Below are 18,914 nucleotides of genomic sequence, written 5' to 3'. Positions count from 1 at the left end.
CATTCAAAGACCAAACCGCGCGTATTCCGCACGTTCCTCAAGGGCGGCAAGGGAATTGGCCGCAAAGCTAAGACCAAAACGGCCAATCAGGTTGCGGCGCGGGCCGTAGATGCGAAAGCGCACCTTGTCCCCGAACTTCTCTTTCATCGTTGGCACCACATGGCCAATTCGATCAGCCAGCCCTTTTTCAATCGCGGCCCGTCCCAGCCAAATGTCACCTGTAAACAGGTCCTCGCCTTCCGGCAGCTTGTCACCGCGCCGCGATTTGACCTGCGCTTTGAATGCCGCGTGGATGTCTTCTTGCAGGGCTTTCAATCGCTTTACGTCCGCAGGTTTCTCCGCCTGAAACGGGTCCAGCATGGATTTTGACTTGCCCGCGGTATAGACCCGCCGTTCGACGCCCAGCTTTTCGATCAGCCCCGTCAACCCGAAGCTGGCCGAGATGACCCCGATCGAGCCTAGGATCGAGCATTCATCAGCGTAAATCTCGTCAGCTGCCGTCGCCAGCCAATAGCCCCCCGAAGCTGCAACGTCTTCGACAAATGCATAGACCGGCAGATTGTTTTCAATCGCCAACCGACGAATGCGCGCAGTGATCAAGTTGGATTGCACCGGGCTTCCACCGGGGGAATTGATGACCAGCGCCACCGCTTTCGGCCTGCCCTTGCGAAACGCCCGCTCGATCGAAGGGGCAAGACTTGCGTCATTCAACTGACCGCGCGTCCCGGTGGCAATTGTTCCCGACAGCCGGATAACATTGACCAGCGGCGGCTTCTTCAAAAAGGGTATGAATGGTGTCATGGCTGTCATGTAGACCGCCCTTCAGGCTCAAACAAGGGTGCGGGGCATACGCTTTTCGTCATGTTGCAAACACCCCTCCTCAGCTGCGCAGCCGATAGCCACTGCGGAAGATCCAGCGGATCGTCAGAAGGCAGGCGGCCATGAAGGACAGGATCGCCAGCACCGACCAGCCAAGCGACACATCAGCCATCCCGAAGAAGGCCCATCTGAAGCCAGAGATCAGGTAGACCACCGGATTGAACAAGGTGATTGTCTGCCAAACGGGTGGCAGCATCGAGATCGAATAGAACGATCCGCCCAAAAATACGAGTGGCGTGACCACCAACATCGGCACCAGCTGCAATTGTTCAAAGTTTTGCGCCCAAATGCCAAGGATAAACCCTAACAGCGCGAAGCTGATGCAGGTCAGCACAAGAAACGCCATCATCCAAACCGGGTGTTCAATGGTCAGATCCACAAAGAAATGTGCGGTCGCAAGGATGATCATGCCAATCAGGAAGGCTTTCGTGGCTGCCGCACCGACATAGCCGATGACGATTTCATAGAAGGAAATCGGCGCCGAGAGGTGTTCATAAATCGTGCCGATAAACTTCGGGAAGTAGATCCCGAACGAGGCATTGGCGATGCTTTGCGTCAACACGGTCAGCATAATCAGCCCCGGCACGATAAAGGCACCATAGCTGACACCTTCGACCTGTTCGATGCGCGACCCGATGGCGGCCCCAAAAACGATAAAGTATAGCGACGTTGACAGGACCGGAGAGATGATCGACTGCACCAGGGTTCGAAAGGTGCGCGCCATTTCAAACCGATAAATCGCGGTGATTGCATTCCAGTTCATGCCGTCTTTTCCTTCACCAGGTCGACGAAGATATCCTCAAGCGAGCTTTGGCGCGTGGACAGGTCCGCCAAGTGAAGCCCGGCCGCGCGCAGGTCCGCCAGCAGCCCGGTGATCCCGGTGCTGTCACCCTGAACGTCATAGGCGTAAACCAGTTCCTGCACGCCGCCGATGGTCAGCGCATGGTGGGACAGGCTTTCGGGGATTGCGTCGATGGGATGATCCAGCTCGATCAATAGTTCTTTCTGCCCCAAACGCTTGATCAGGGCGGCTTTGTCTTCGACCAACAGGATTTCACCGTTCGAGATGACACCGATCCGGTCCGCCATCGCCTCGGCTTCTTCGATGTAGTGGGTGGTCAGGATGATTGTGACACCCGTCTCTTTCAGTTTGGCCACGATGTCCCACATGTCCTTGCGCAGCTCGACATCGACACCGGCGGTGGGTTCGTCCAGAAACAAGATCTTGGGGTCATGGCACAGTGCCTTTGCAATCAGCACACGCCGCTTCATGCCGCCAGACAGCGTCATGATCCTGTTGTCCTTCTTGTCATGCAGGCTGAGCAGTTTCAGGATTTCTTCGATCCGTGCGTCATTGCGCGGCCGTCCGAACAGACCGCGCGAAAACCGAACGGTGTTCATCACGGTTTCAAACGGCTCCAGATTGATTTCCTGCGGCACAAGGCCAATCATCTCGCGTGCAGCCCGGTATTGGGTCACATGATCATGCCCCCCGACGGTGATTTGCCCAGAGCTTGCGGTCGCAATGCCGCAGATGATCGAAATCAGAGTTGTTTTGCCAGCACCATTTGGACCCAGCAGGGCAAGAATCTCGCCCTCTTCGATCTCAAGATCGACGCCTTTCAAGGCTTCGTGACCACCGTCATAGGTTTTGGTCACGCCCTTGACGTTCAGAATGGTCGCCATTTTGTCCCCCTGTTGCGCGCCGCCACGTTGCCTGATTTTGCCGGCAATGACCAGCGGCCGAAAAAATCAGATAAGAAGCCCGGCCGCGCCTTCAAGGCGCAACAGATGAACTTTCGTTTCGACCCCTCCGGCACCGGAAAATCCAACCAGTTTGCCCCCGGCCCCCATCACGCGATGGCAGGGGATGATGATCGGAATCGGATTGGCACCACACGCATTACCCACAGCTTGGGCTGAGTTTCCGGTTAGCTTTGCGATGTCGCCATAGGTCAGAGTTTCGCCATACGGAATGGCCGACATGACGTCGCACACCGCGCGCTGAAAATCCGAACCGTTTACATAGGTGGGCAGGTCGAAGCGTTTCAAACTTCCGCCAAAATAGGCCGTGAGCTGCGCGTGCGCTTCTTGCAGCAAAGGCGTGTCCGCATTGTCGGTGGCGCGCCCCCAACCAAGCCGCACTATGGCCTCATCGTCCTCGTGGATGACCAAAGGTCCGACAGGAGAATGGAATGACATCTGAAGCATACCGCACACTGGCCCAGCCAAGCAGTGCCCGCAATCCGAATTCTGCGCCTAGCAGGCCGCAGACCCTAAGAAATGGCGTCCCAATCCCCTTCAAGCGCCGCTTTCAAGAACGCTTCCGGGTCCTGTGCGAAGGACTGGTAAAGCTTGAAATGCTCAGTTTCGCGGTAAGAGCACGCGACGATGCCGCGATGGGTCATCCGCCGCAAATCTGCGCCGGGTGTTGCCATCAGGATGGGCGAATGAGTCGCCAGAACCACCTGGGAACTGCCCGTCTGCTGCACATTCATCAAGAACTGCAACAACTCGACTTGTCTGCGTGGCGACAGCGCGCTTTCAGGTTCGTCGAACAGGTAAATTCCCTGTCGTTCCATACGTTCCCCGAAAAAGCGCAGGAAGCCCTCGCCATGGGAATTGGACAGGAAATCGGCGTTCGGACTGCCCAAAGCATCAAGCCTGCGCGCCATCGAAAAGAATGTCTCTGCACGAAAAAACCAACCGTTGGTCACTTTGGGCAGCCAGCTTCCACGCATCACGCGCCCCAGTGCGGCCCCGTTCACCTCAAGCCCGCCATCGTCGGATGTCGCGCCAACAGACCGGTTGCCGCCCGTATCGCTAAACCCGCAAACCTCTGCGATGGCTTCGATCAGGGTTGATTTTCCCGACCCATTCTCACCGCAAAAGATCGTGACCGGATTGTCGAATTCCAACTCAAAATCATCCGACACCCACGGCAAGCTGAAGGGATATCCTTCCGGCAGCGGCAAGGCATCAAGCCGCACCCAGAGCCGTTTCAGATAAGGCGACGGGAGCTTGGTTTCGCGCGTTCGTTTCGCCATCGACCTGTCCCCTTTCGGAAAGGGCGAGCCATTGGCCCGCCCTTGCTGTCTTAGCCAAGCGCCTCGTCACAGCGTTCGCAAGTGCCTGGGTGGCTGTGTTTGCCCACATCCGGCAGGATTTTCCAGCAACGCTGGCATTTCTCGCCCGACGCTTTTTCAAACACCACGCCCACACCTTCGATTTCCGGCAGGCGGAAAGCTTCGGATGGCAGCGGGTCGTTGGTCAGCGACACCGCCGAGGTGATCGCGATATCGGCAAAGTTCACCGATTTCAGCGTCGCCAGAACATCCTTATCGCGCACATGCACGACAGGCGCGGCCTCAAGCGAGGCCCCGATCACCTTGTCGCGGCGCTGGATTTCCAGTGCGGCTGTCACCACGCGACGAGCCTTGCGGATGCCTGACCATTTCGCGGCCAGCGGTTCGTCAAGCCAGTCGGCGGGCGTGTTCGGGAAATCGATCAAATGCACCGAGCTTTGGTCGCCGGGGAAGCGTTCCAGCCAAACCTCTTCCATCGTGAAGACCAGAACGGGCGCAAGCCACGTGGTCAGACGGTGGAACAGGATATCCAGCACCGTGCGCGCGGCGCGGCGGTTCAGGCTGTCGGCCCCATCGCAATACAGCGCGTCCTTGCGGATGTCGAAATAGAAGCTCGACAGGTCCACGGTCGCGAAGTTGAACACGGCCGAGAAGACACCTTGGAAGTCGAAGGTCTTATACCCCTCGCGCACCGTGTGATCGAGTTCCGCCAGACGGTGCAGAACCCAGCGTTCCAGTTCTGGCATGTCGGCCGCGGCCACTTTCTCATCCTCAGAGAAATCGGCCAGGTTGCCCAGCATGAAGCGCATGGTGTTGCGCAGGCGACGATAGCTGTCGGCCACACCTTTCAGGATTTCCGGCCCGATCCGCTGATCGACCGTGTAGTCCGTCTGGGCCACCCACAAGCGCAGGATATCCGCGCCATATTGTTTCACGACCGTTTCAGGCACGATGGTGTTGCCAAGTGACTTGGACATTTTCATGCCCTTTTCGTCCAGCGTGAAACCATGCGTCACGACGTTCTTGTAAGGCGCGCGCCCCTTGGTGCCGCAGGCCTGCAGAAGCGAGGAGTGGAACCAACCGCGGTGCTGGTCGGTGCCTTCCATATAGACATCCGCGATGCCGTCCGGCGTGCCGTCTTCACGGTCGCGCAGGACGAACGCGTGGGTCGAGCCACTGTCAAACCACACGTCCAACACGTCAAACACCTGGTCATAGTCGTCGGGGTTCGCTGCATCCCCGATGAAGCGCTCCTTGGCGCCGTCTTTATACCATGCGTCCGCGCCTTCAGCCTCGAACGCCTCGGCGACACGGGCGTTGACGCCTGCGTCACGCAGCAGGAAGTCCGGGTCAGTCGGCAGAGCACCTTTCTTGGTGAAACAGGTCAGCGGCACGCCCCATGCGCGTTGACGCGACAGAACCCAATCGGGCCGCGCCTCGATCATCGAATACAGTCGGTTGCGCCCCGATTGCGGCCACCATTTCACCAACTGGTCGATCGAGTTCAGCGCGCGGGTGCGGATGGTCTTGCCCATCTCGTCCTGCCCGTCACCGACCTCTTTATCCACGCTCGCAAACCATTGCGGCGTGTTGCGATAGATGATCGGCGCTTTCGACCGCCATGAATGCGGATAGGAGTGCTTGATCTTGCCACGGGCCAGCAACCCGCCAACCTCGACCAGCTTGTCGATCACGGTCTTGTTGGCATCGCCTTCGCCACCTTTGCGCGACAGAATGAATGTTCCGCCAAAGAAGGGCAGATCTGCACGGAATGATCCGTCATCAAGCACGTTGTAGGTAATGACCTGCTCAAGCATCCCAAGGTCACGGTAAAGCTCGAATTCTTCCATCCCGTGAGACGGCGCACAATGGACGAAACCGGTGCCTTCTTCATCGGTGACGAAATCGGCGGCGCGGAAGTCACGCTGATCATCCCATTCGCCATTCCCGCCTTCGGCACCCGCCAGAGGGTGGTTCAGCGACAGCGTGGCCAGTTCGTCCGCCTTGACGTCCCGAACGCGCGTCCACTGGTTGTCGTCAAGGCGGGCGCGGGCGAATACGTCACCGGCAAGCTTGTCCGCCAGAAGAAAGCGGTCGCCTTTACTGGCCCAGCATTCCGCCGGGGTGTCGGTCACTTCATAAAGTCCGTAATCGTAGTTTTCACCATAGACCACGGCTTTGTTCGACGGGATCGTCCAAGGAGTCGTGGTCCAGATAACCACGTTCGCGCCTTTCAGGTCACCATCTGTCGCGACCGGGAATTTCACCCAGATTGTGAAGCTTTCCTTGTCGTGGTATTCCACCTCGGCCTCAGCCAGCGCAGTCTGCTCAATCGGCGACCACATCACGGGTTTGGACCCCTGATACAGCGTGCCGTTCATCAGGAATTTCATGAATTCCTCGGCGATCACGCGCTCGGCGTGGAAATCCATCGTCAGATAGGGATCGGCCCAGTTGCCGGTGATGCCCAGCCGCTTGAATTCGTCGCGCTGGATGTCGATCCAGCCTTCCGCGAACTTGCGACATTCCTGACGGAAATCGACCACGTCGACGTCGTCTTTGTCTTTGCCCTTCTTGCGATACTGCTCTTCGATCTTCCATTCGATGGGCAGACCGTGACAATCCCAGCCCGGCACATAACGCGCGTCGAACCCCATCATCTGGTGGCTGCGCACGATCATGTCCTTGATCGTCTTGTTCAGCGCGTGACCGATATGCAGATGCCCGTTGGCATAGGGGGGGCCATCGTGCAGCACGAAGGGCGTGCGGCCTTCTTTTTCGCGCAGGCGGTCATAGACGCCGATCTTTTCCCACCGGGCCAGCCATTCAGGCTCGCGCTTGGGCAGGCCTGCGCGCATGGGGAATTCGGTGACGGGAAGCGTCAAAGTGTCTTTGTATTCAGGGGTGTCGGCACACATGTGTCCGGTCCTTTTCAGGATATTTCGCAATCTATCGGATGGGTCGGCGCGGGTCGTCCATACGCCTTGTCCCGGCGGCTCAGTGGGTCAGAGCGCCGGGCTGATAATTCGAATAATGATGGCTTTGGCGTGCATCATGGGCGCGTTATAGGCGCGTGGGTCGGCGGCGTAAAGACTTGGCAGACCGGCAAAGATCATGACGTGGTGCGCGCAATTGTCTCTTTCGCCCGCACACTAATCTGACTAAAAGCATCAGATTAGCAGGAGCCACCATGACTGACCTCAACCCCCTTGCCCGCTTTCCCGTGTCCGGCGACCAGATCGCGCGGGTCATGCAGGTGTTTTATACGCGCATTCGACGCCACCCCGAGCTTGGCCCGGTGTTCAACGCCCATATAGGCGAAACCGACGCCGAGTGGGCCGCCCATATCGACAAGATTGAAAGCTTTTGGCGCAACGCGATCTTGCGTGAGAAAGGGTATGACGGGAACCCGATGCGCGTTCATGTTGGGTCGCCCGACATCCGGCTGGAGCATTTCGCCCCGTGGCTTGAGATGTTCGAGGAGGTATTGCGTCAGGAACTACCCGAAGATCTGGCCAATACGTGGATCGCCTTGGCGCAGCGCATCGGACGGGCCTTCAAGTTCCAGATGGAGGATACGCGCAGGCCTGCCTCTGCCCCGCCCAAACTATTCTGACTTCGTCCCGAACAGCCCTGTCAGGGCACGTTTCACAATTCCGGTGACGCTTGGGCGTTTCTTGGGGCCGAAGGGCAGCGGGCGACAGACCTCAAGCGCGGCCACACCCACGCGGGCGGTCAGCGCGCCATTCACCACGCCTTCGCCAAACCGGCGGCTGAGCTTGGACAGCATCCCACCGCCAGCCAGCGACCCGATCATGTCATCCCCCACCGCGACGGCCCCGGTGGCGACAAGATGCGCCATCACAGCGCGGGTCAGCCGCCAACTGCCCAGCGCACCAGAGCGACCGCCATAGATCTCGGCCACGCGGCGGATCATACGGATATTGGCCGTCAGGGCTGTTGCTACATCGGCCAGTGCGATCGGCACGATGGCGGTGACGGTCGCGACCTGACGGGCGGCGGCTTCGACCTCTTTCAAGGCGGCGGCGTCCAGCGGGGCCATCAACTCGGCCTCAGCCAAAGCAAACAGTGTGTCGGCGTCGAAAGCATCGCCTTCGCGCTCGGTCATGCGTTCCAGCCCCCAGCGCAGATCGTCGCGCCCGTGGTAAAGCTGCTTCAGGCGGTCCACCACGCGCCGCGCCTCGGTCAGGTCGCCATGGGCAATCGCAGCTTCAGACGCGCGGTGCAGGCTGTCGACGCGCCGCAACCGGGCGAAGGCCACCCATTCCTTCAGCGCAATGACCAGCAGAACCAGAATGAACGCCGCGACCAGACCCAGCGCTGCATATCCCAGCAGAGGCTGGCGTTCGATCAGACCCGTCACGAAGTCGTAGGCGGCGACCGACAGCACAAACCCCATGATCGCCATGAGAAGCGACCAGAACCAACGCGCCAGACGCGACCGTTTACGGCCCGCAAAACTGATCGCGCCTTGCATCGCGGTCCCCGTGGCATCGACCGCGGCCAACTCGGGCACCGGCGGGGCGTCGGCGGGCGTGGCCCGTGGCGCATCACCCAATTCGATCAGGACCGGGCCCGTGGACTTCTTTGGGGTGTCAGCCATCACGCGGCCCTCCAGATGAACCGTATGTCCGGCAGGTTTTCGTCATTGCCCGCGCCATCGGTGCGAAACGCCTCGGTGAAGCCCTCGCGCCGATAGAAGCGACAGGCGCCTTCGTTGGCTTGAAACGCAAACAACGCGAGATCGGCGCGGGCGGTTTTAGCCTGATCCAGCAGCGCCTTGCCCATGCCCCGACCACGCGCGGCAGGCGACAGGTAGAGCGCATGAACCTCGCCCCCGTCACGGGCCAGAAACCCCCGCACGCGGCCCCGTTCACGCGCGACCACGGTCCAGCCGCGATCCACCAGCATCCGCGCGAACCCCTTTTCATCCGCGCGGCTGTGGACGCGCGGCATCCACGGCGTCGCGGCCACCCAACCGGTCAGGATATTGGCAATCGCGGGCACGTCCGCCGGGGTTGCTGGCGCGATCATCACAGGCGATCCCCGATCAGAAATTCCGCGGCCTTGTCCAGCCGGATATGCGGCGGCCCCTCGCCGGGTCTGAGCGTGACAGCGGCAGGCGCAAACCGCATGATCTGGTAATCTGCATCCAACCACGCCTCGGCCCCGTCACGCGCGGGCGACAGAAGGCGGGATGGGTCATCGGGCAGCGCGCCGGGATAGAACGCGGCCGTCTTGCCGCTGTCCAGCAACGTCCCGCGCACGCAGTCAAGCGTTTGGCCGTCATGCTCCAACCGTTCCTCGACCGTGGTGCGCAGCGCGGCGATGGACATCGCGGCGGTCTTGGCGCCCGCAAAATCTGCGCGATCACGGGCTTCGCGCAAAAGCGCCTCGGTGATCGCGGTCAGGCGGGGGTGCTGGCTGTGATGCAGGTGGTCGGCCTTGGTGGCGGCAAAGAGGATGCGTTCGACCCGCCGCCCCAAGAAGATCGAGCTGAGAAACGCATTCGCGCCGGGGCGAAAGGCGGTCAGGATCTCGGCCATCGCGCGGCGCAGGTCTTCCAGCGCAGCGGGGCCGGAATGGATCGCGCCCAGCACATCCACCAGCACGATCTGACGGTCGATCTTGGCGAAATGATTGCGGAAGAACGGTTTTACCACGCGGGATTTATAGGCCTCGAACCGGCGCTCCATCTCGCGCCACAAGCTTTTGCGCGGGGTGGTGTCGGGATGCGGGATCGGGGCGAAGGTCAGGGCCGGGCTTCCCTCCATATCGCCGGGCAGCAGGAAACGCCCCGGCGTGCAGTCGCTATATCCATCCTCGCGCGCGGCGGTCAGATAGCCGGCAAATCCGCCAGCAAGGCGCTTGGCCTCCATTTCGTCAAGCGGTGCGGCCCCATCGATGCCCTGAAGCATGCCCAGATAGCTGTCCGCCTGGGGGCGGTCCGCGATCCGGTCCAACACCTGCGCGGCCCAATCGGTATAGCTGAGGTCCAGCAGTGACAAATCCAACAGCCATTCACCGGGGTAATCCACGATATCCAGATGCACGGTGCGCGGCCCACGCAGCCCACCCAACAGACCCGAGGGCTGAACCCGAAACGACAGCCGCAACTCCGACGTCGCGCGGGTTGAGGCAGGCCAATGCGGGGTCGGCCCGGTCATCGCCGCCAGATGTGTTTCGAAATCGAAACGCGGCACCGTATCGTCTGGCTGAGGTTGCAGAAACGCCGTTTGAATACGCCCATCGGCCGCTGCCATCAGGCCGGACATTCGCCCCCTGTTCATCAGGTTTGCCACCAGCGACGTAATGAAAACGGTCTTGCCCGCGCGTGACAACCCGGTCACGCCCAAGCGGATCACCGGTTCGAACAGCGCCTCGCTGGTCGCGTCGCCGATCGCTTCGATCTGACGCGTGATACTGTCTGCGATATCGCCTAGCCCCACAGGTGCCTCCGTCTTTCAATTAGGCTGAACATAGGCGCGCGGACACCCATGTGCCAGAGGGGAGCTTTCAATGCGCTCTCCCCTTGGAGTCGCGCCTTGCCCGCACCGTCATCGCGCGGTATGCGGAATGCCATGCCCAGATACGCTTTGAAGATCGAATATCACGGCGCAGGTTTTGCCGGTTGGCAGCGCCAGAAAGAGCAACCCTCGGTTCAGGGGGCGATCGAGGCTGCGCTGGCGAAACTTGAACCCGGCGCGCACAATATCGCGGCGGCTGGGCGCACCGATGCAGGTGTGCATGGGCTGGCACAGGTGGCCCATTGCGATCTAACAAAAGATTGGGATGCCTTCCGGCTGTCCGAGGCACTGAATTTTCATCTACGCGGGTTGCGGGTCGCGATTGTCGATTGCGCCCGCGTTGACGATGATTTCCACGCGCGCTTCTCGGCGCTAGAGCGACGGTATCTGTATCGCCTGATTTCCCGCCGCGCCCCACTGACCCATGATCGCGGGCTGGCGTGGCATATCAAACACAAGCTGGACGCGGACGCCATGCAGGCCGGTGCGGATCGTTTGTTGGGGCGCCATGACTTCACCACCTTTCGCTCAACCGTTTGTCAGGCAGACAGCCCGGTCAAGACGCTGGGCGAATTGCGCGTAGAGCAGGTCGAGATCCCCAACGGCACCGAGTATCGCTTTCACGTGCGCGCCCGGTCGTTTCTGCACAACCAGGTGCGCAGCTTCGTTGGCACGCTGGAGCGGGTGGGGATCGGTGCATGGGTGCCCGATGATGTCAGTCGCGCGCTAGAGGCGCGCAACCGCGCGGCCTGCGGGCCGGTGTGCTCGCCCGATGGGCTTTACCTTGCCAGTGTCACCTATCCCGACGACCCGTTCAAGGACTAGGCACGGCCTGCGCGATGGCCTGAACAGCGTTGATTGCCTCACGAATATGGTGGTCGTCTGTCCGGTGGTTGGTAATCGCCGCCCGCAGGCATGTGACCCCCGCAAGCGTTGTGGTCGAAAAGACCGTCTGCTGTTCGATCTGAAGCGCCGTGGCGATTTTGCTGTTCAGGGCGGATTGTTCATCGGCGGGCAGGTGTGGAGCGGCGTTGAAAACACAAACATTCGACACGACAGGGGCCATCAGTTCCATGCCGCGCGCCTCAACCAGATCTGCCATCAATTTGGCCTGAGCGCAGTTGCGCGTGATCGCCGTGCAAAAGGCATCGCGCCCGAACATCTGAAGCGCGCACCAGACCCTAAGCGCCCGATTGCCGCGTGACAGATCGGTGCCGTAGTCGCAAAACCAAGGCTCTCCGGCGGCCAACCCACCTTCGGCGCCTTTCAGATAGGCCGGGCGCGTCGCGAAGGCCGCACGATGCGCGCCTTTATCTGCGAGCAACGCCATTGCGCAATCATAACCCACATACATCCACTTGTGAAAATCCAGCGCGATACTGTCGGCGCGCTCTATGCCGTTGGTCAGCGCATGCCAGGGGTCCGCGGCAAGCCGGGTCCACGCCCCAAACGCCCCATCAACATGCAGCCAGACCCCTGTGTCGCGCGCAGTATCTGCCAGCGCGGACAGGTCGTCAAAACTGCCGGTATCGACCGACCCGGCCGTTGCGACAATCGCCATCGGGCGTAACCCCAGCGCTGTGTCCTGCGCAATCGTCTGTCGCAGCACTCCTGTATCAATCGCGCCCTCATGCTGCGGCACAAGGCGCAACGCGCTGCGCCCCAGACCCAGCAGTTCGACCGCTTTCAGCGTCGCATTGTGCACCCCTTCACCGGCGTAAACTGTCAGGCCTTGGGCGCTGCCGGCGCTTCGGGTATCCGGCTGGCAGTGCACTCGCGCAGCGTGAAGCGCGATCACTGTCGCCTGCGAACTGCCGGTGACCAGCACGCCACTTGCCTGCGGCCCAAACCCCATTTGCTGCCGGGTCCAGTCCACGACGGCCCGTTCCATTTCATTCGCACCATGGTGGCGTCCGCCAAGGTTGGCGTTCAGCGTCGCGGTGACCATCCCCGCCAACAGATCCGACGCCAGCCCACTGCCCTGCACCCAGCCCCAAAATTTCGGGTGGGTATTACCGCCATGAAAGGGCAACACGTCATCGGTGAGGCTGCTCAAAAGGTCACGGTCCGGGCCAATCGCGTATCGCTTGGCGATATCTGAAGGGGGTGCCTGCCACGGGTGATCCTCGCTGTCGCGCATTTGGTTGATGCATCGATCCAAAAGCTGGTGCGCGCCGTTGCGAAACGCCTCCCAATCGTCTGGCGTAAGCGCAGCGCCATCTGATTGGCGCTCAGATCCGGGCTGCTCTGGGGGTTCACTCATGGTCGCGTCCCTTTCACTCTTCGTGCAGAGCGTAGTGAAAAAGGGCAGAAAAGAAAGCCCAAGGCCGACACGCTCTTTTCCCCGTGTGCTGGCTCTGCCATAATGCCCGCTCAGAACACAGCAGAACAAACCAGAGCAGCATTCAGGGCAGTATGTAAATGAGCCAAGACCTTCTGGCCGGCCAAGGGCCTGACGACTACGACGCCTCGTCCATCGAGGTGCTTGAGGGCCTTGAACCCGTTCGCCAACGGCCCGGCATGTATATCGGCGGCACGGATGAACGCGCGCTGCACCATATGGTGGCAGAAATCCTTGACAACTCGATGGACGAAGCGGTCGCGGGTCACGCCAACCGGATCGAGGTTGAGCTGCACGAAGATTACGCCGTGACGGTCCGCGACAACGGGCGCGGCATCCCGATTGATCCGCACCCGAAGTTCCCCGACAAATCCGCGCTTGAGGTGATCTTGTGCACACTGCACGCGGGCGGCAAGTTTTCGGGCAAGGCGTATCAGACATCAGGCGGTCTGCACGGCGTTGGCTCGTCCGTGGTGAACGCTCTGTCAGACACGATGGTCGTGCAGGTGGCGAAGAACAAAGAACTGTTCGAGCAACGCTTTTCGCGCGGCATCCCTCTTGGCCCGGTTGAGAAAATCGGCGCGGCCCCCAACCGACGCGGCACCGACATCACCTTCCATGCGGACGAGGAAATCTTTGGCCACCACAGGTTCAAGCCCAAACGGCTGTTCACGCTGGTGCGGTCCAAGGCCTATCTGTTCTCGGGCGTTGAAATCCGCTGGAAATCCCATATCGACGACGGCGAAACCCCGACCGAGGCGGTGTTCCACTTCCCCGGGGGCCTGTCCGATTACCTAAAAGAAACACTGGGCAGCGCGTCGGTCTATGCCGATGCGCCGTTTGCCGGCAAAGTCACGTTTCAGGAGCGGTTTAACCAACCCGGCTATGTCGAATGGGCGATCAACTGGACGCCGTCGATGGATGGCTACCTGCAATCCTACTGTAACACCGTGCCGACACCAGAAGGCGGCACCCATGTCACCGGGTTCTGGGCCGCGATGCTGAAGGGCATCAAGGCGTATGGAGAGCTGGTGGGCAACAAGAAGGCCGCCAATATCACCCGCGACGACCTGATGACAGGCGGCTGCGCGCTGGTGTCGTGCTTCATCGCCGACCCGTCTTTCGTGGGGCAAACCAAGGACCGACTGTCCACGGAAAGCGCCACCAAGATGGTCGAACAATCCGTGCGCGACCATTTTGACAACTGGCTGGCGGCGGACACGAAATCCGCCGGTGCAATCCTTGATTTCCTCGTCCTGCGCGCCGAAGAACGCCTGCGCCGCCGGCAGGAAAAAGAGACGCAGCGCAAGACCGCCACCAAGAAACTGCGCCTACCCGGCAAGCTGGTCGATTGCTCCGCCACCAACCGCGAAGGCACCGAGCTGTTTATTGTCGAGGGCGACTCGGCCGGTGGGTCGGCCAAAATGGCGCGCAGTCGTAAGACGCAGGCGCTTTTGCCCCTGCGCGGGAAAATCCTGAACGTGCTGGGCGCGGCAGGCTCAAAAATCGGCACCAATGCCGAAATCAGCGACCTGACCCAAGCCCTTGGCGTCGGGCTGGGCACAAGGTTCAACGTCGACGACCTGCGCTATGACAAAATCATCATCATGACCGACGCGGACGTCGACGGCGCGCATATCGCGGCGCTGTTGATGACGTTCTTCTTCACCCAAATGCGCCCGATGATCGACACCGGCCACCTGTATCTGGCCTGCCCGCCACTGTTTCGCCTGACCCAAGGCGCCAAACGCGTCTATTGTCTTGACGAGGCCGAGCGGGATGAGTGGCTGGAGAAAGGTCTGGGCGGCAAAGGCAAGATCGACGTCAGCCGGTTCAAGGGTCTGGGCGAGATGGACGCGAAAGACCTGAAAGAAACCACGATGGACCCGGCGTCCCGCAAGCTGATCCGCGTCACGATTGACGAGGATGAACCGGGTGAGACAGCGGCTTTGGTCGAGCAGTTGATGGGGAAGAAGCCGGAATTGCGGTTCCAGTATATCCAAGAGAACGCGCGGTTTGTGGAGGAGTTGGATGTGTAATCTCCAGAGGCTAGACCTTATTATAGAGGGCGAGAGAGATGAGCCTGTGAAAACCGTCACAGTTCAGATCGGCGGCAATCGAATTCAATTCTTATTCGCTGGCGATAGCGGCAGGCCTGCCTCCGTCCCAATTTCTACCTGGCGCCCTGATCATTCCTGGGAAGTTGAGGCGCCGACAAAAGCCTATCCCCCAAACCGGGACCGGCAAAGAACGTTTGAAGCGATGATTTGGGCCCTATCGGCATTACTCCCAGATGGCGAAGTACCTGTTAGTTTTCTAGATAACCACGGAGTGCGAAAGCGTTTGGACAAGACCTGCACTGAATGGGCTGCTAGCACCCCAAGTTTTGATCTAGTCACCAATTCCAGCGGGCAGACATTTTTACGGCCCAGAAATTAGGGGTTGCATTTTGGACTATGACTAAACCAACTAACCGCGATGTCCGTTTCTGGCATCTTTGCGTGCTAAAGGGACGGGCAGCGCCCGACCCTGGGTCGGCGCACGTATCCCTCTCGTGAGGCACCCGCTCACCACACCTGATCCCGTTCCGCATGTTGATGCGTTGCAAAAGCGCCCTCCCGTGGGGCGGATTACCTCTCGATGATTGCAAGCAAACACCGAGAGGTCGACGGGGCGCTGCCCGGTCTATCGACCGGACGGAAGGTCCGCGAAATCTCACCCCTGCACAGACTCCAAATACTCCGCCAGCCTGATCAGCGCAGCCGGTGTTGGCGTCTGAACGCCTTTCTCGTCCACCCAAACCTCCATTTCGCCCTCCAGAAGGGCGCCAAATTCAGGCATGGGGCCGTGGGTGTCGGCTTTGGCATAGCCGTCGATGGTGGACATGACGTAGCGGGTGGGGAATTTGCCGCTGTGGCGGGCGGTCAGCGTGGTCAGGTCGGGTGCGTCTGGCAGTGGGCCGCCTTTGGCGTCCGTCCCGTGGCACGCGGCGCAGTTTTCGGCAAAGATCTCGCCCCCGGTCATGCTGGACAGGTCCGGCCCCGTCGCTTTCGCGGCAAAGGGGCCGCTGGGCTCGCACGCGGCAAGGGGCAAAATCAGAAGCGGAAGGATCAAGGGGGCACGCAGCATGGGACCTCGCAGCTGTAAGTGGCGTTGCGCCAACCTAGCACGCCGCCCGGCAGGTTCAACCAAAACGCGGTGAGCGGGCGGGTTTCCTCCTGCGATCATGAGGGGTTAGTTCAAAACCAAATCCGTGATCTGTCCGCGCGTGACCGTATTGGTGTCATCGCTGTCAGACGACACGGCCAGCGCGACCAGCGCCTGGGGTGCCTCGCCGAAGGCCCGGCGATAGTCCGCAACCAGATCGACCTTTTCCGCATGCGCCCCGGTGCCAGATGGCCTGAGCACCACGGTCTTGCCGCGCGCGCCCAGATAGGGCGAAGGCAGCACCGCACCGCGCCCGTGATCCCCACCCCAGACATAGACCAGAACCCGCCCCTCTGGATGCTTTAGCAATTTGCGAAGGTTGCGCGATGCGCCCGAGCGTTGCGCCTCGGCCTTGGGTAGAAACGCGAAATAGAGCGCAAGGTTGCGGTCATCCCCGCCCTTTAGTCGCAAATCCGTTCCGGGCACGGTCTGGTCCACCGACCAAGACCAGCGCGCCGCCCGAGCCTCCCAGTGGCTCTGGTCCAGCAGCTTATAGGTGATCGACACGGCTGCATTGGCCTGCACCGCCAGCGACCCGGTTGAATAGGTGAAATCCACATCCGCGAAGCGCGCAAACCAGTGCTGCCGCCAATCACCGAAGCCAACCGGTCCGGCCAAGGCAGGGGGTGCACTCAGCACAAGGGCCAGGGTGATTGGCTTGATCAAGGAACGCATGTCGCAGGCTCAGCATGGTGAACGTTGATCCGACTTTGCCAATCCCTGTGCTGGGCGCAATCCCACTTCGCCAGACCACACGGGATTGTTAGCCACCGCGAGCGGTCATGCGATGACACCGCCGTCCAGCCGCAACGTGCGGTCCATCCGTGATGCCAGCTCAAGGTTATGGGTGGCGATCAGAGCGGACAGGCCAGTATCGCGCACCAGCTCCATCAGCGCGTTGAACACCGTGTCGGCGGTATCAGGATCAAGGTTGCCGGTCGGCTCGTCTGCCAACAAAAGCGCGGGCCGGTTGGCAAGCGCCCGACAGAAGGCAACGCGCTGCTGTTCGCCGCCCGACATTTCGGCCGGGCGGTGAGTGGCGCGACCGTCCACACCGACACGCGCCATCAGCGACATCGCGTGATCGCGTGCGGCCTTGTCGCTGATACCGTTGGCCAGTTGCGGCAGCACGATGTTCTCAAGCGCGGTAAATTCCGGCAGCAGGTGGTGGAATTGATAGACGAACCCCACTTCGTTGCGGCGGGTGGTCGTGCGCCTTCGGTCAGATTGCGCGCCCATGTCCTGCCCTTTGATCGACACGTGACCTGCATCGGCCGTATCCAGAAGTCCGGCGATATGCAAAAGCGTCGACTTGCCCGATCCCGAGGGCGCGACCAGCGCCACGACCTCGCCGCGCGCGATCTGAAGGTCGGCCCCGCGAAGCACCCGGATTTCGCCCGGCGTGCCTTCGTTATAGGTCTTTTCGATGCCCGACAGGCGCAAAACCGGATCACTCATAGCGCAAGGCCTCCACCGGGTTCATCCGGGCCGCTTTGCGCGCCGGGAACAGGGTCACCAGAAAGGACAGGGACAGTGACAAACCGACCGCTGATGCGACATCCCAGAATTCAAGCTTGGCTGGCAGCCGATAGATACCGCGGATTGACGGATCCCAAACGCCCCCACCGGCGATGAAGTTTACCAGTGAAAAGATGCTGTCAATGTTGAGCGCGAACAGGCACCCAACGACAACGCCCAGAATGGTTCCAACAATCCCGGTGAGCGACCCACACAAAAAGAAGATGCGCAAAATCGACCCCTCGGTCAGCCCCATCGTCCGCAATATGCCAATATCGCGCCCCTTGTTCTTGACCAACATGATCAGGCCAGAGGTGATGTTCATGGACGCAATCAGCACCAGCACAGACAAGATGATAAACATCACGTTGTCTTCCATATCCAACGCCCGCAAGAACGCGCCCGAGCGGTTGCGCCACGTCCAGTAGGATGACGGTTCTTCGGTTGCGGTCAGAATGTCCTCGATCAAGCGATCCACCTTTTCGGGCTCTTCGACGATGACCTCAATCTGGTCTGCGGTGCCTTCGCGGTTGAAAAAGCTCTGCGCCTCGGCAAAGGGCAGATAGACGCGCGTGCGGTCGATGTCCCAGCGCCCGGCGGTGAAGATATAGGTCACCTCATAGGCATTCACCCGCGGGCTGGTGCCAAAGGCTGTCTTGACCCCGTTGGGCGAGATGATTTTGATCTTGTCACCCAGACCAATCCCCAACTCAGCGGCCACACCTGACCCGATGGCGATGCCTTGTTCAAACGCCGAGATATCGCCCAGAAAGCTTTCAGGGCGGGCAATCCGCGGGATGGTCAAAAGGTCGTCATAGCTGATGCCGAACACCTCGACACCGGCGTTGGCCTGACCGCGGTTGGCCATGACCTGACCCTTAATCAAGGGGGCCGCGCGCGTGACACCGGGCACTTTGGCGATGCGGTCAGCCCATCCTTCGTAGTCCGAAATCGTGCTGACAACCTGACCGGTTTCATTCACATGGCTTTGGGCGAAGACCTCGACATGAGCATTGGCGCCAAGGATCGTATCGACGAATTCGTCCCGAAACCCGGTGCGCACGGCCAGCGTGATGATCAGGGCTGCGACCGCCAGCGTGATGCCGATCAGGCTGATCCACGTCATTGTGCTGACGCCGCCATCTGCGCGCCGCGCCCTAAGATATCGCCACGCGATCTGCCATTCAAATCGCGAAAACGGGGTTGTGTGATTGGACACCTGCTGCTCCTGGCTCCTGCGCAATGGCCGCAAACTGGGGCTTCGCGCAAGCAAGGTCAAGCGGGCGACGCAATGACGGCTTTGTTCCGCCCTTCGCGGCCACTCGGCCTAACCTG

Annotated in this window: 17 protein-coding genes; 3 read left to right on the top strand and 14 right to left on the bottom strand. The window is 60.6% G+C overall.

Annotated features, from left to right (window positions below; all coding sequences use genetic code 11):
• Nucleotides 1-3: 3 nt before the first annotated feature.
• The 6 genes from Q0864_RS10650 to ileS all read right to left on the bottom strand — a co-directional run bounded on the left by Q0864_RS10650 (nucleotide 4) and on the right by ileS (nucleotide 6,883).
• Nucleotides 4-801: a S49 family peptidase gene (locus Q0864_RS10650; protein WP_298569497.1), complete on the bottom strand. Its 798-nt coding sequence runs from the start codon at nucleotides 799-801 to the stop codon at nucleotides 4-6.
• A gap of 79 nt (nucleotides 802-880) precedes the next feature.
• Entirely contained in the window at nucleotides 881-1,642 is a 762-nt protein-coding gene (locus Q0864_RS10645; protein WP_298569061.1) for an ABC transporter permease, read from the bottom strand.
• A complete protein-coding gene (locus Q0864_RS10640) occupies nucleotides 1,639-2,565 on the bottom strand; it encodes an ABC transporter ATP-binding protein (RefSeq protein ID WP_298569057.1) in 927 nt (308 codons plus the stop codon). Before Q0864_RS10640 ends, Q0864_RS10645 begins: the two co-directional genes overlap by 4 nt.
• A 66-nt stretch (nucleotides 2,566-2,631) precedes the next feature.
• Nucleotides 2,632-3,090: a methylated-DNA--[protein]-cysteine S-methyltransferase gene (locus Q0864_RS10635; protein ID WP_298569055.1), complete on the bottom strand. Its 459-nt coding sequence runs from the start codon at nucleotides 3,088-3,090 to the stop codon at nucleotides 2,632-2,634.
• Nucleotides 3,091-3,155: 65 nt separating this feature from the next.
• Nucleotides 3,156-3,926 (bottom strand): AAA family ATPase, encoded by a 771-nt coding sequence (locus tag Q0864_RS10630; protein WP_298569053.1) that lies wholly within the window; start codon nucleotides 3,924-3,926, stop codon nucleotides 3,156-3,158.
• A 50-nt stretch (nucleotides 3,927-3,976) separates the two neighbouring features.
• Nucleotides 3,977-6,883 (bottom strand): isoleucine--tRNA ligase, encoded by a 2,907-nt coding sequence (gene ileS / locus Q0864_RS10625; protein WP_298569051.1) that lies wholly within the window; start codon nucleotides 6,881-6,883, stop codon nucleotides 3,977-3,979.
• Between the two features lie 272 nt (nucleotides 6,884-7,155).
• Here ileS and Q0864_RS10620 point away from each other — a divergent pair, with 272 nt between their 5' ends.
• On the top strand, nucleotides 7,156-7,581 hold the full coding sequence (locus tag Q0864_RS10620; protein WP_248367851.1) for a group III truncated hemoglobin: 426 nt from the start codon (nucleotides 7,156-7,158) through the stop codon (nucleotides 7,579-7,581).
• Here the strand turns inward: Q0864_RS10620 and Q0864_RS10615 are convergent.
• The 3 genes from Q0864_RS10615 to Q0864_RS10605 are packed head-to-tail and all read right to left on the bottom strand — an operon-like array spanning nucleotide 7,573 to nucleotide 10,435.
• Complete coding sequence (locus Q0864_RS10615; RefSeq protein WP_298569049.1) at nucleotides 7,573-8,589, bottom strand: TIGR01620 family protein; 1,017 nt, start codon at nucleotides 8,587-8,589, stop codon at nucleotides 7,573-7,575. The two genes, Q0864_RS10620 and Q0864_RS10615, sit on opposite strands and share 9 nt — an antisense overlap.
• Nucleotides 8,589-9,020 carry a GNAT family N-acetyltransferase gene (locus Q0864_RS10610; RefSeq protein WP_248367855.1) on the bottom strand — a complete coding sequence of 144 codons (432 nt, stop codon included), beginning with the start codon at nucleotides 9,018-9,020 and terminating at the stop codon, nucleotides 8,589-8,591. The genes Q0864_RS10615 and Q0864_RS10610 overlap by 1 nt, the downstream gene beginning before the upstream one ends.
• Nucleotides 9,020-10,435: a YcjX family protein gene (locus Q0864_RS10605; RefSeq protein ID WP_298569046.1), complete on the bottom strand. Its 1,416-nt coding sequence runs from the start codon at nucleotides 10,433-10,435 to the stop codon at nucleotides 9,020-9,022. Before Q0864_RS10605 ends, Q0864_RS10610 begins: the two co-directional genes overlap by 1 nt.
• 132 nt (nucleotides 10,436-10,567) lie before the next feature.
• On the opposite strand from Q0864_RS10605, the gene truA reads away from it, so the two are divergent.
• Nucleotides 10,568-11,338, top strand: a complete 771-nt coding sequence (gene truA / locus Q0864_RS10600) for a tRNA pseudouridine(38-40) synthase TruA (RefSeq protein ID WP_298569044.1) — start codon at nucleotides 10,568-10,570, stop codon at nucleotides 11,336-11,338.
• On the opposite strand, the gene Q0864_RS10595 is transcribed toward truA, so the two are convergent.
• On the bottom strand, nucleotides 11,328-12,776 hold the full coding sequence (locus Q0864_RS10595; protein ID WP_298569042.1) for a pyridoxal-dependent decarboxylase: 1,449 nt from the start codon (nucleotides 12,774-12,776) through the stop codon (nucleotides 11,328-11,330). The genes truA and Q0864_RS10595 overlap by 11 nt on opposite strands.
• A gap of 158 nt (nucleotides 12,777-12,934) precedes the next feature.
• Here Q0864_RS10595 and parE point away from each other — a divergent pair, with 158 nt between their 5' ends.
• Entirely contained in the window at nucleotides 12,935-14,893 is a 1,959-nt protein-coding gene (gene parE, locus Q0864_RS10590; RefSeq protein ID WP_298569040.1) for a DNA topoisomerase IV subunit B, read from the top strand.
• Between the two features lie 676 nt (nucleotides 14,894-15,569).
• On the opposite strand, the gene Q0864_RS10585 is transcribed toward parE, so the two are convergent.
• From Q0864_RS10585 to Q0864_RS10570, 4 genes are all read right to left on the bottom strand, one after another.
• On the bottom strand, nucleotides 15,570-15,983 hold the full coding sequence (locus tag Q0864_RS10585; RefSeq protein WP_298569038.1) for a cytochrome c: 414 nt from the start codon (nucleotides 15,981-15,983) through the stop codon (nucleotides 15,570-15,572).
• Nucleotides 15,984-16,088: 105 nt separating this feature from the next.
• The gene (locus tag Q0864_RS10580) at nucleotides 16,089-16,736 is read right to left on the bottom strand and encodes a DUF3047 domain-containing protein (RefSeq protein WP_298569036.1); all 648 of its coding nucleotides are present in this window, start codon (nucleotides 16,734-16,736) and stop codon (nucleotides 16,089-16,091) included.
• Between the two features lie 105 nt (nucleotides 16,737-16,841).
• Entirely contained in the window at nucleotides 16,842-17,519 is a 678-nt protein-coding gene (locus Q0864_RS10575) for an ABC transporter ATP-binding protein (protein ID WP_298569035.1), read from the bottom strand.
• Nucleotides 17,512-18,798: a lipoprotein-releasing ABC transporter permease subunit gene (locus tag Q0864_RS10570; RefSeq protein WP_298569033.1), complete on the bottom strand. Its 1,287-nt coding sequence runs from the start codon at nucleotides 18,796-18,798 to the stop codon at nucleotides 17,512-17,514. Before Q0864_RS10570 ends, Q0864_RS10575 begins: the two co-directional genes overlap by 8 nt.
• Nucleotides 18,799-18,914 lie beyond the last annotated feature (116 nt).

This window comes from uncultured Aliiroseovarius sp. (assembly GCF_947497285.1).
In the GTDB taxonomy this organism is placed as follows: Bacteria; Pseudomonadota; Alphaproteobacteria; order Rhodobacterales; family Rhodobacteraceae; genus Aliiroseovarius.
Note: the sequence above shows the minus strand (reverse complement) of the source record. Positions and strands in the feature narration are given on the sequence as shown.

Coding starts and splice junctions, on each gene's coding strand:
- Q0864_RS10585 (WP_298569038.1), bottom strand. CDS start 15,983: ATGCTGCGTGCCCCCTTGATCCTTCCGCTTCTGATTTTGCCCCTTGCC.
- Q0864_RS10575 (WP_298569035.1), bottom strand. CDS start 17,519: ATGAGTGATCCGGTTTTGCGCCTGTCGGGCATCGAAAAGACCTATAAC.
- Q0864_RS10610 (WP_248367855.1), bottom strand. CDS start 9,020: ATGATCGCGCCAGCAACCCCGGCGGACGTGCCCGCGATTGCCAATATC.
- Q0864_RS10595 (WP_298569042.1), bottom strand. CDS start 12,776: ATGAGTGAACCCCCAGAGCAGCCCGGATCTGAGCGCCAATCAGATGGC.
- truA (WP_298569044.1), top strand. CDS start 10,568: ATGCCCAGATACGCTTTGAAGATCGAATATCACGGCGCAGGTTTTGCC.
- Q0864_RS10645 (WP_298569061.1), bottom strand. CDS start 1,642: ATGAACTGGAATGCAATCACCGCGATTTATCGGTTTGAAATGGCGCGC.
- Q0864_RS10580 (WP_298569036.1), bottom strand. CDS start 16,736: ATGCGTTCCTTGATCAAGCCAATCACCCTGGCCCTTGTGCTGAGTGCA.
- Q0864_RS10640 (WP_298569057.1), bottom strand. CDS start 2,565: ATGGCGACCATTCTGAACGTCAAGGGCGTGACCAAAACCTATGACGGT.
- Q0864_RS10650 (WP_298569497.1), bottom strand. CDS start 801: ATGACACCATTCATACCCTTTTTGAAGAAGCCGCCGCTGGTCAATGTT.
- Q0864_RS10620 (WP_248367851.1), top strand. CDS start 7,156: ATGACTGACCTCAACCCCCTTGCCCGCTTTCCCGTGTCCGGCGACCAG.
- ileS (WP_298569051.1), bottom strand. CDS start 6,883: ATGTGTGCCGACACCCCTGAATACAAAGACACTTTGACGCTTCCCGTC.
- Q0864_RS10635 (WP_298569055.1), bottom strand. CDS start 3,090: ATGCTTCAGATGTCATTCCATTCTCCTGTCGGACCTTTGGTCATCCAC.
- Q0864_RS10630 (WP_298569053.1), bottom strand. CDS start 3,926: ATGGCGAAACGAACGCGCGAAACCAAGCTCCCGTCGCCTTATCTGAAA.
- Q0864_RS10615 (WP_298569049.1), bottom strand. CDS start 8,589: ATGGCTGACACCCCAAAGAAGTCCACGGGCCCGGTCCTGATCGAATTG.
- parE (WP_298569040.1), top strand. CDS start 12,935: ATGAGCCAAGACCTTCTGGCCGGCCAAGGGCCTGACGACTACGACGCC.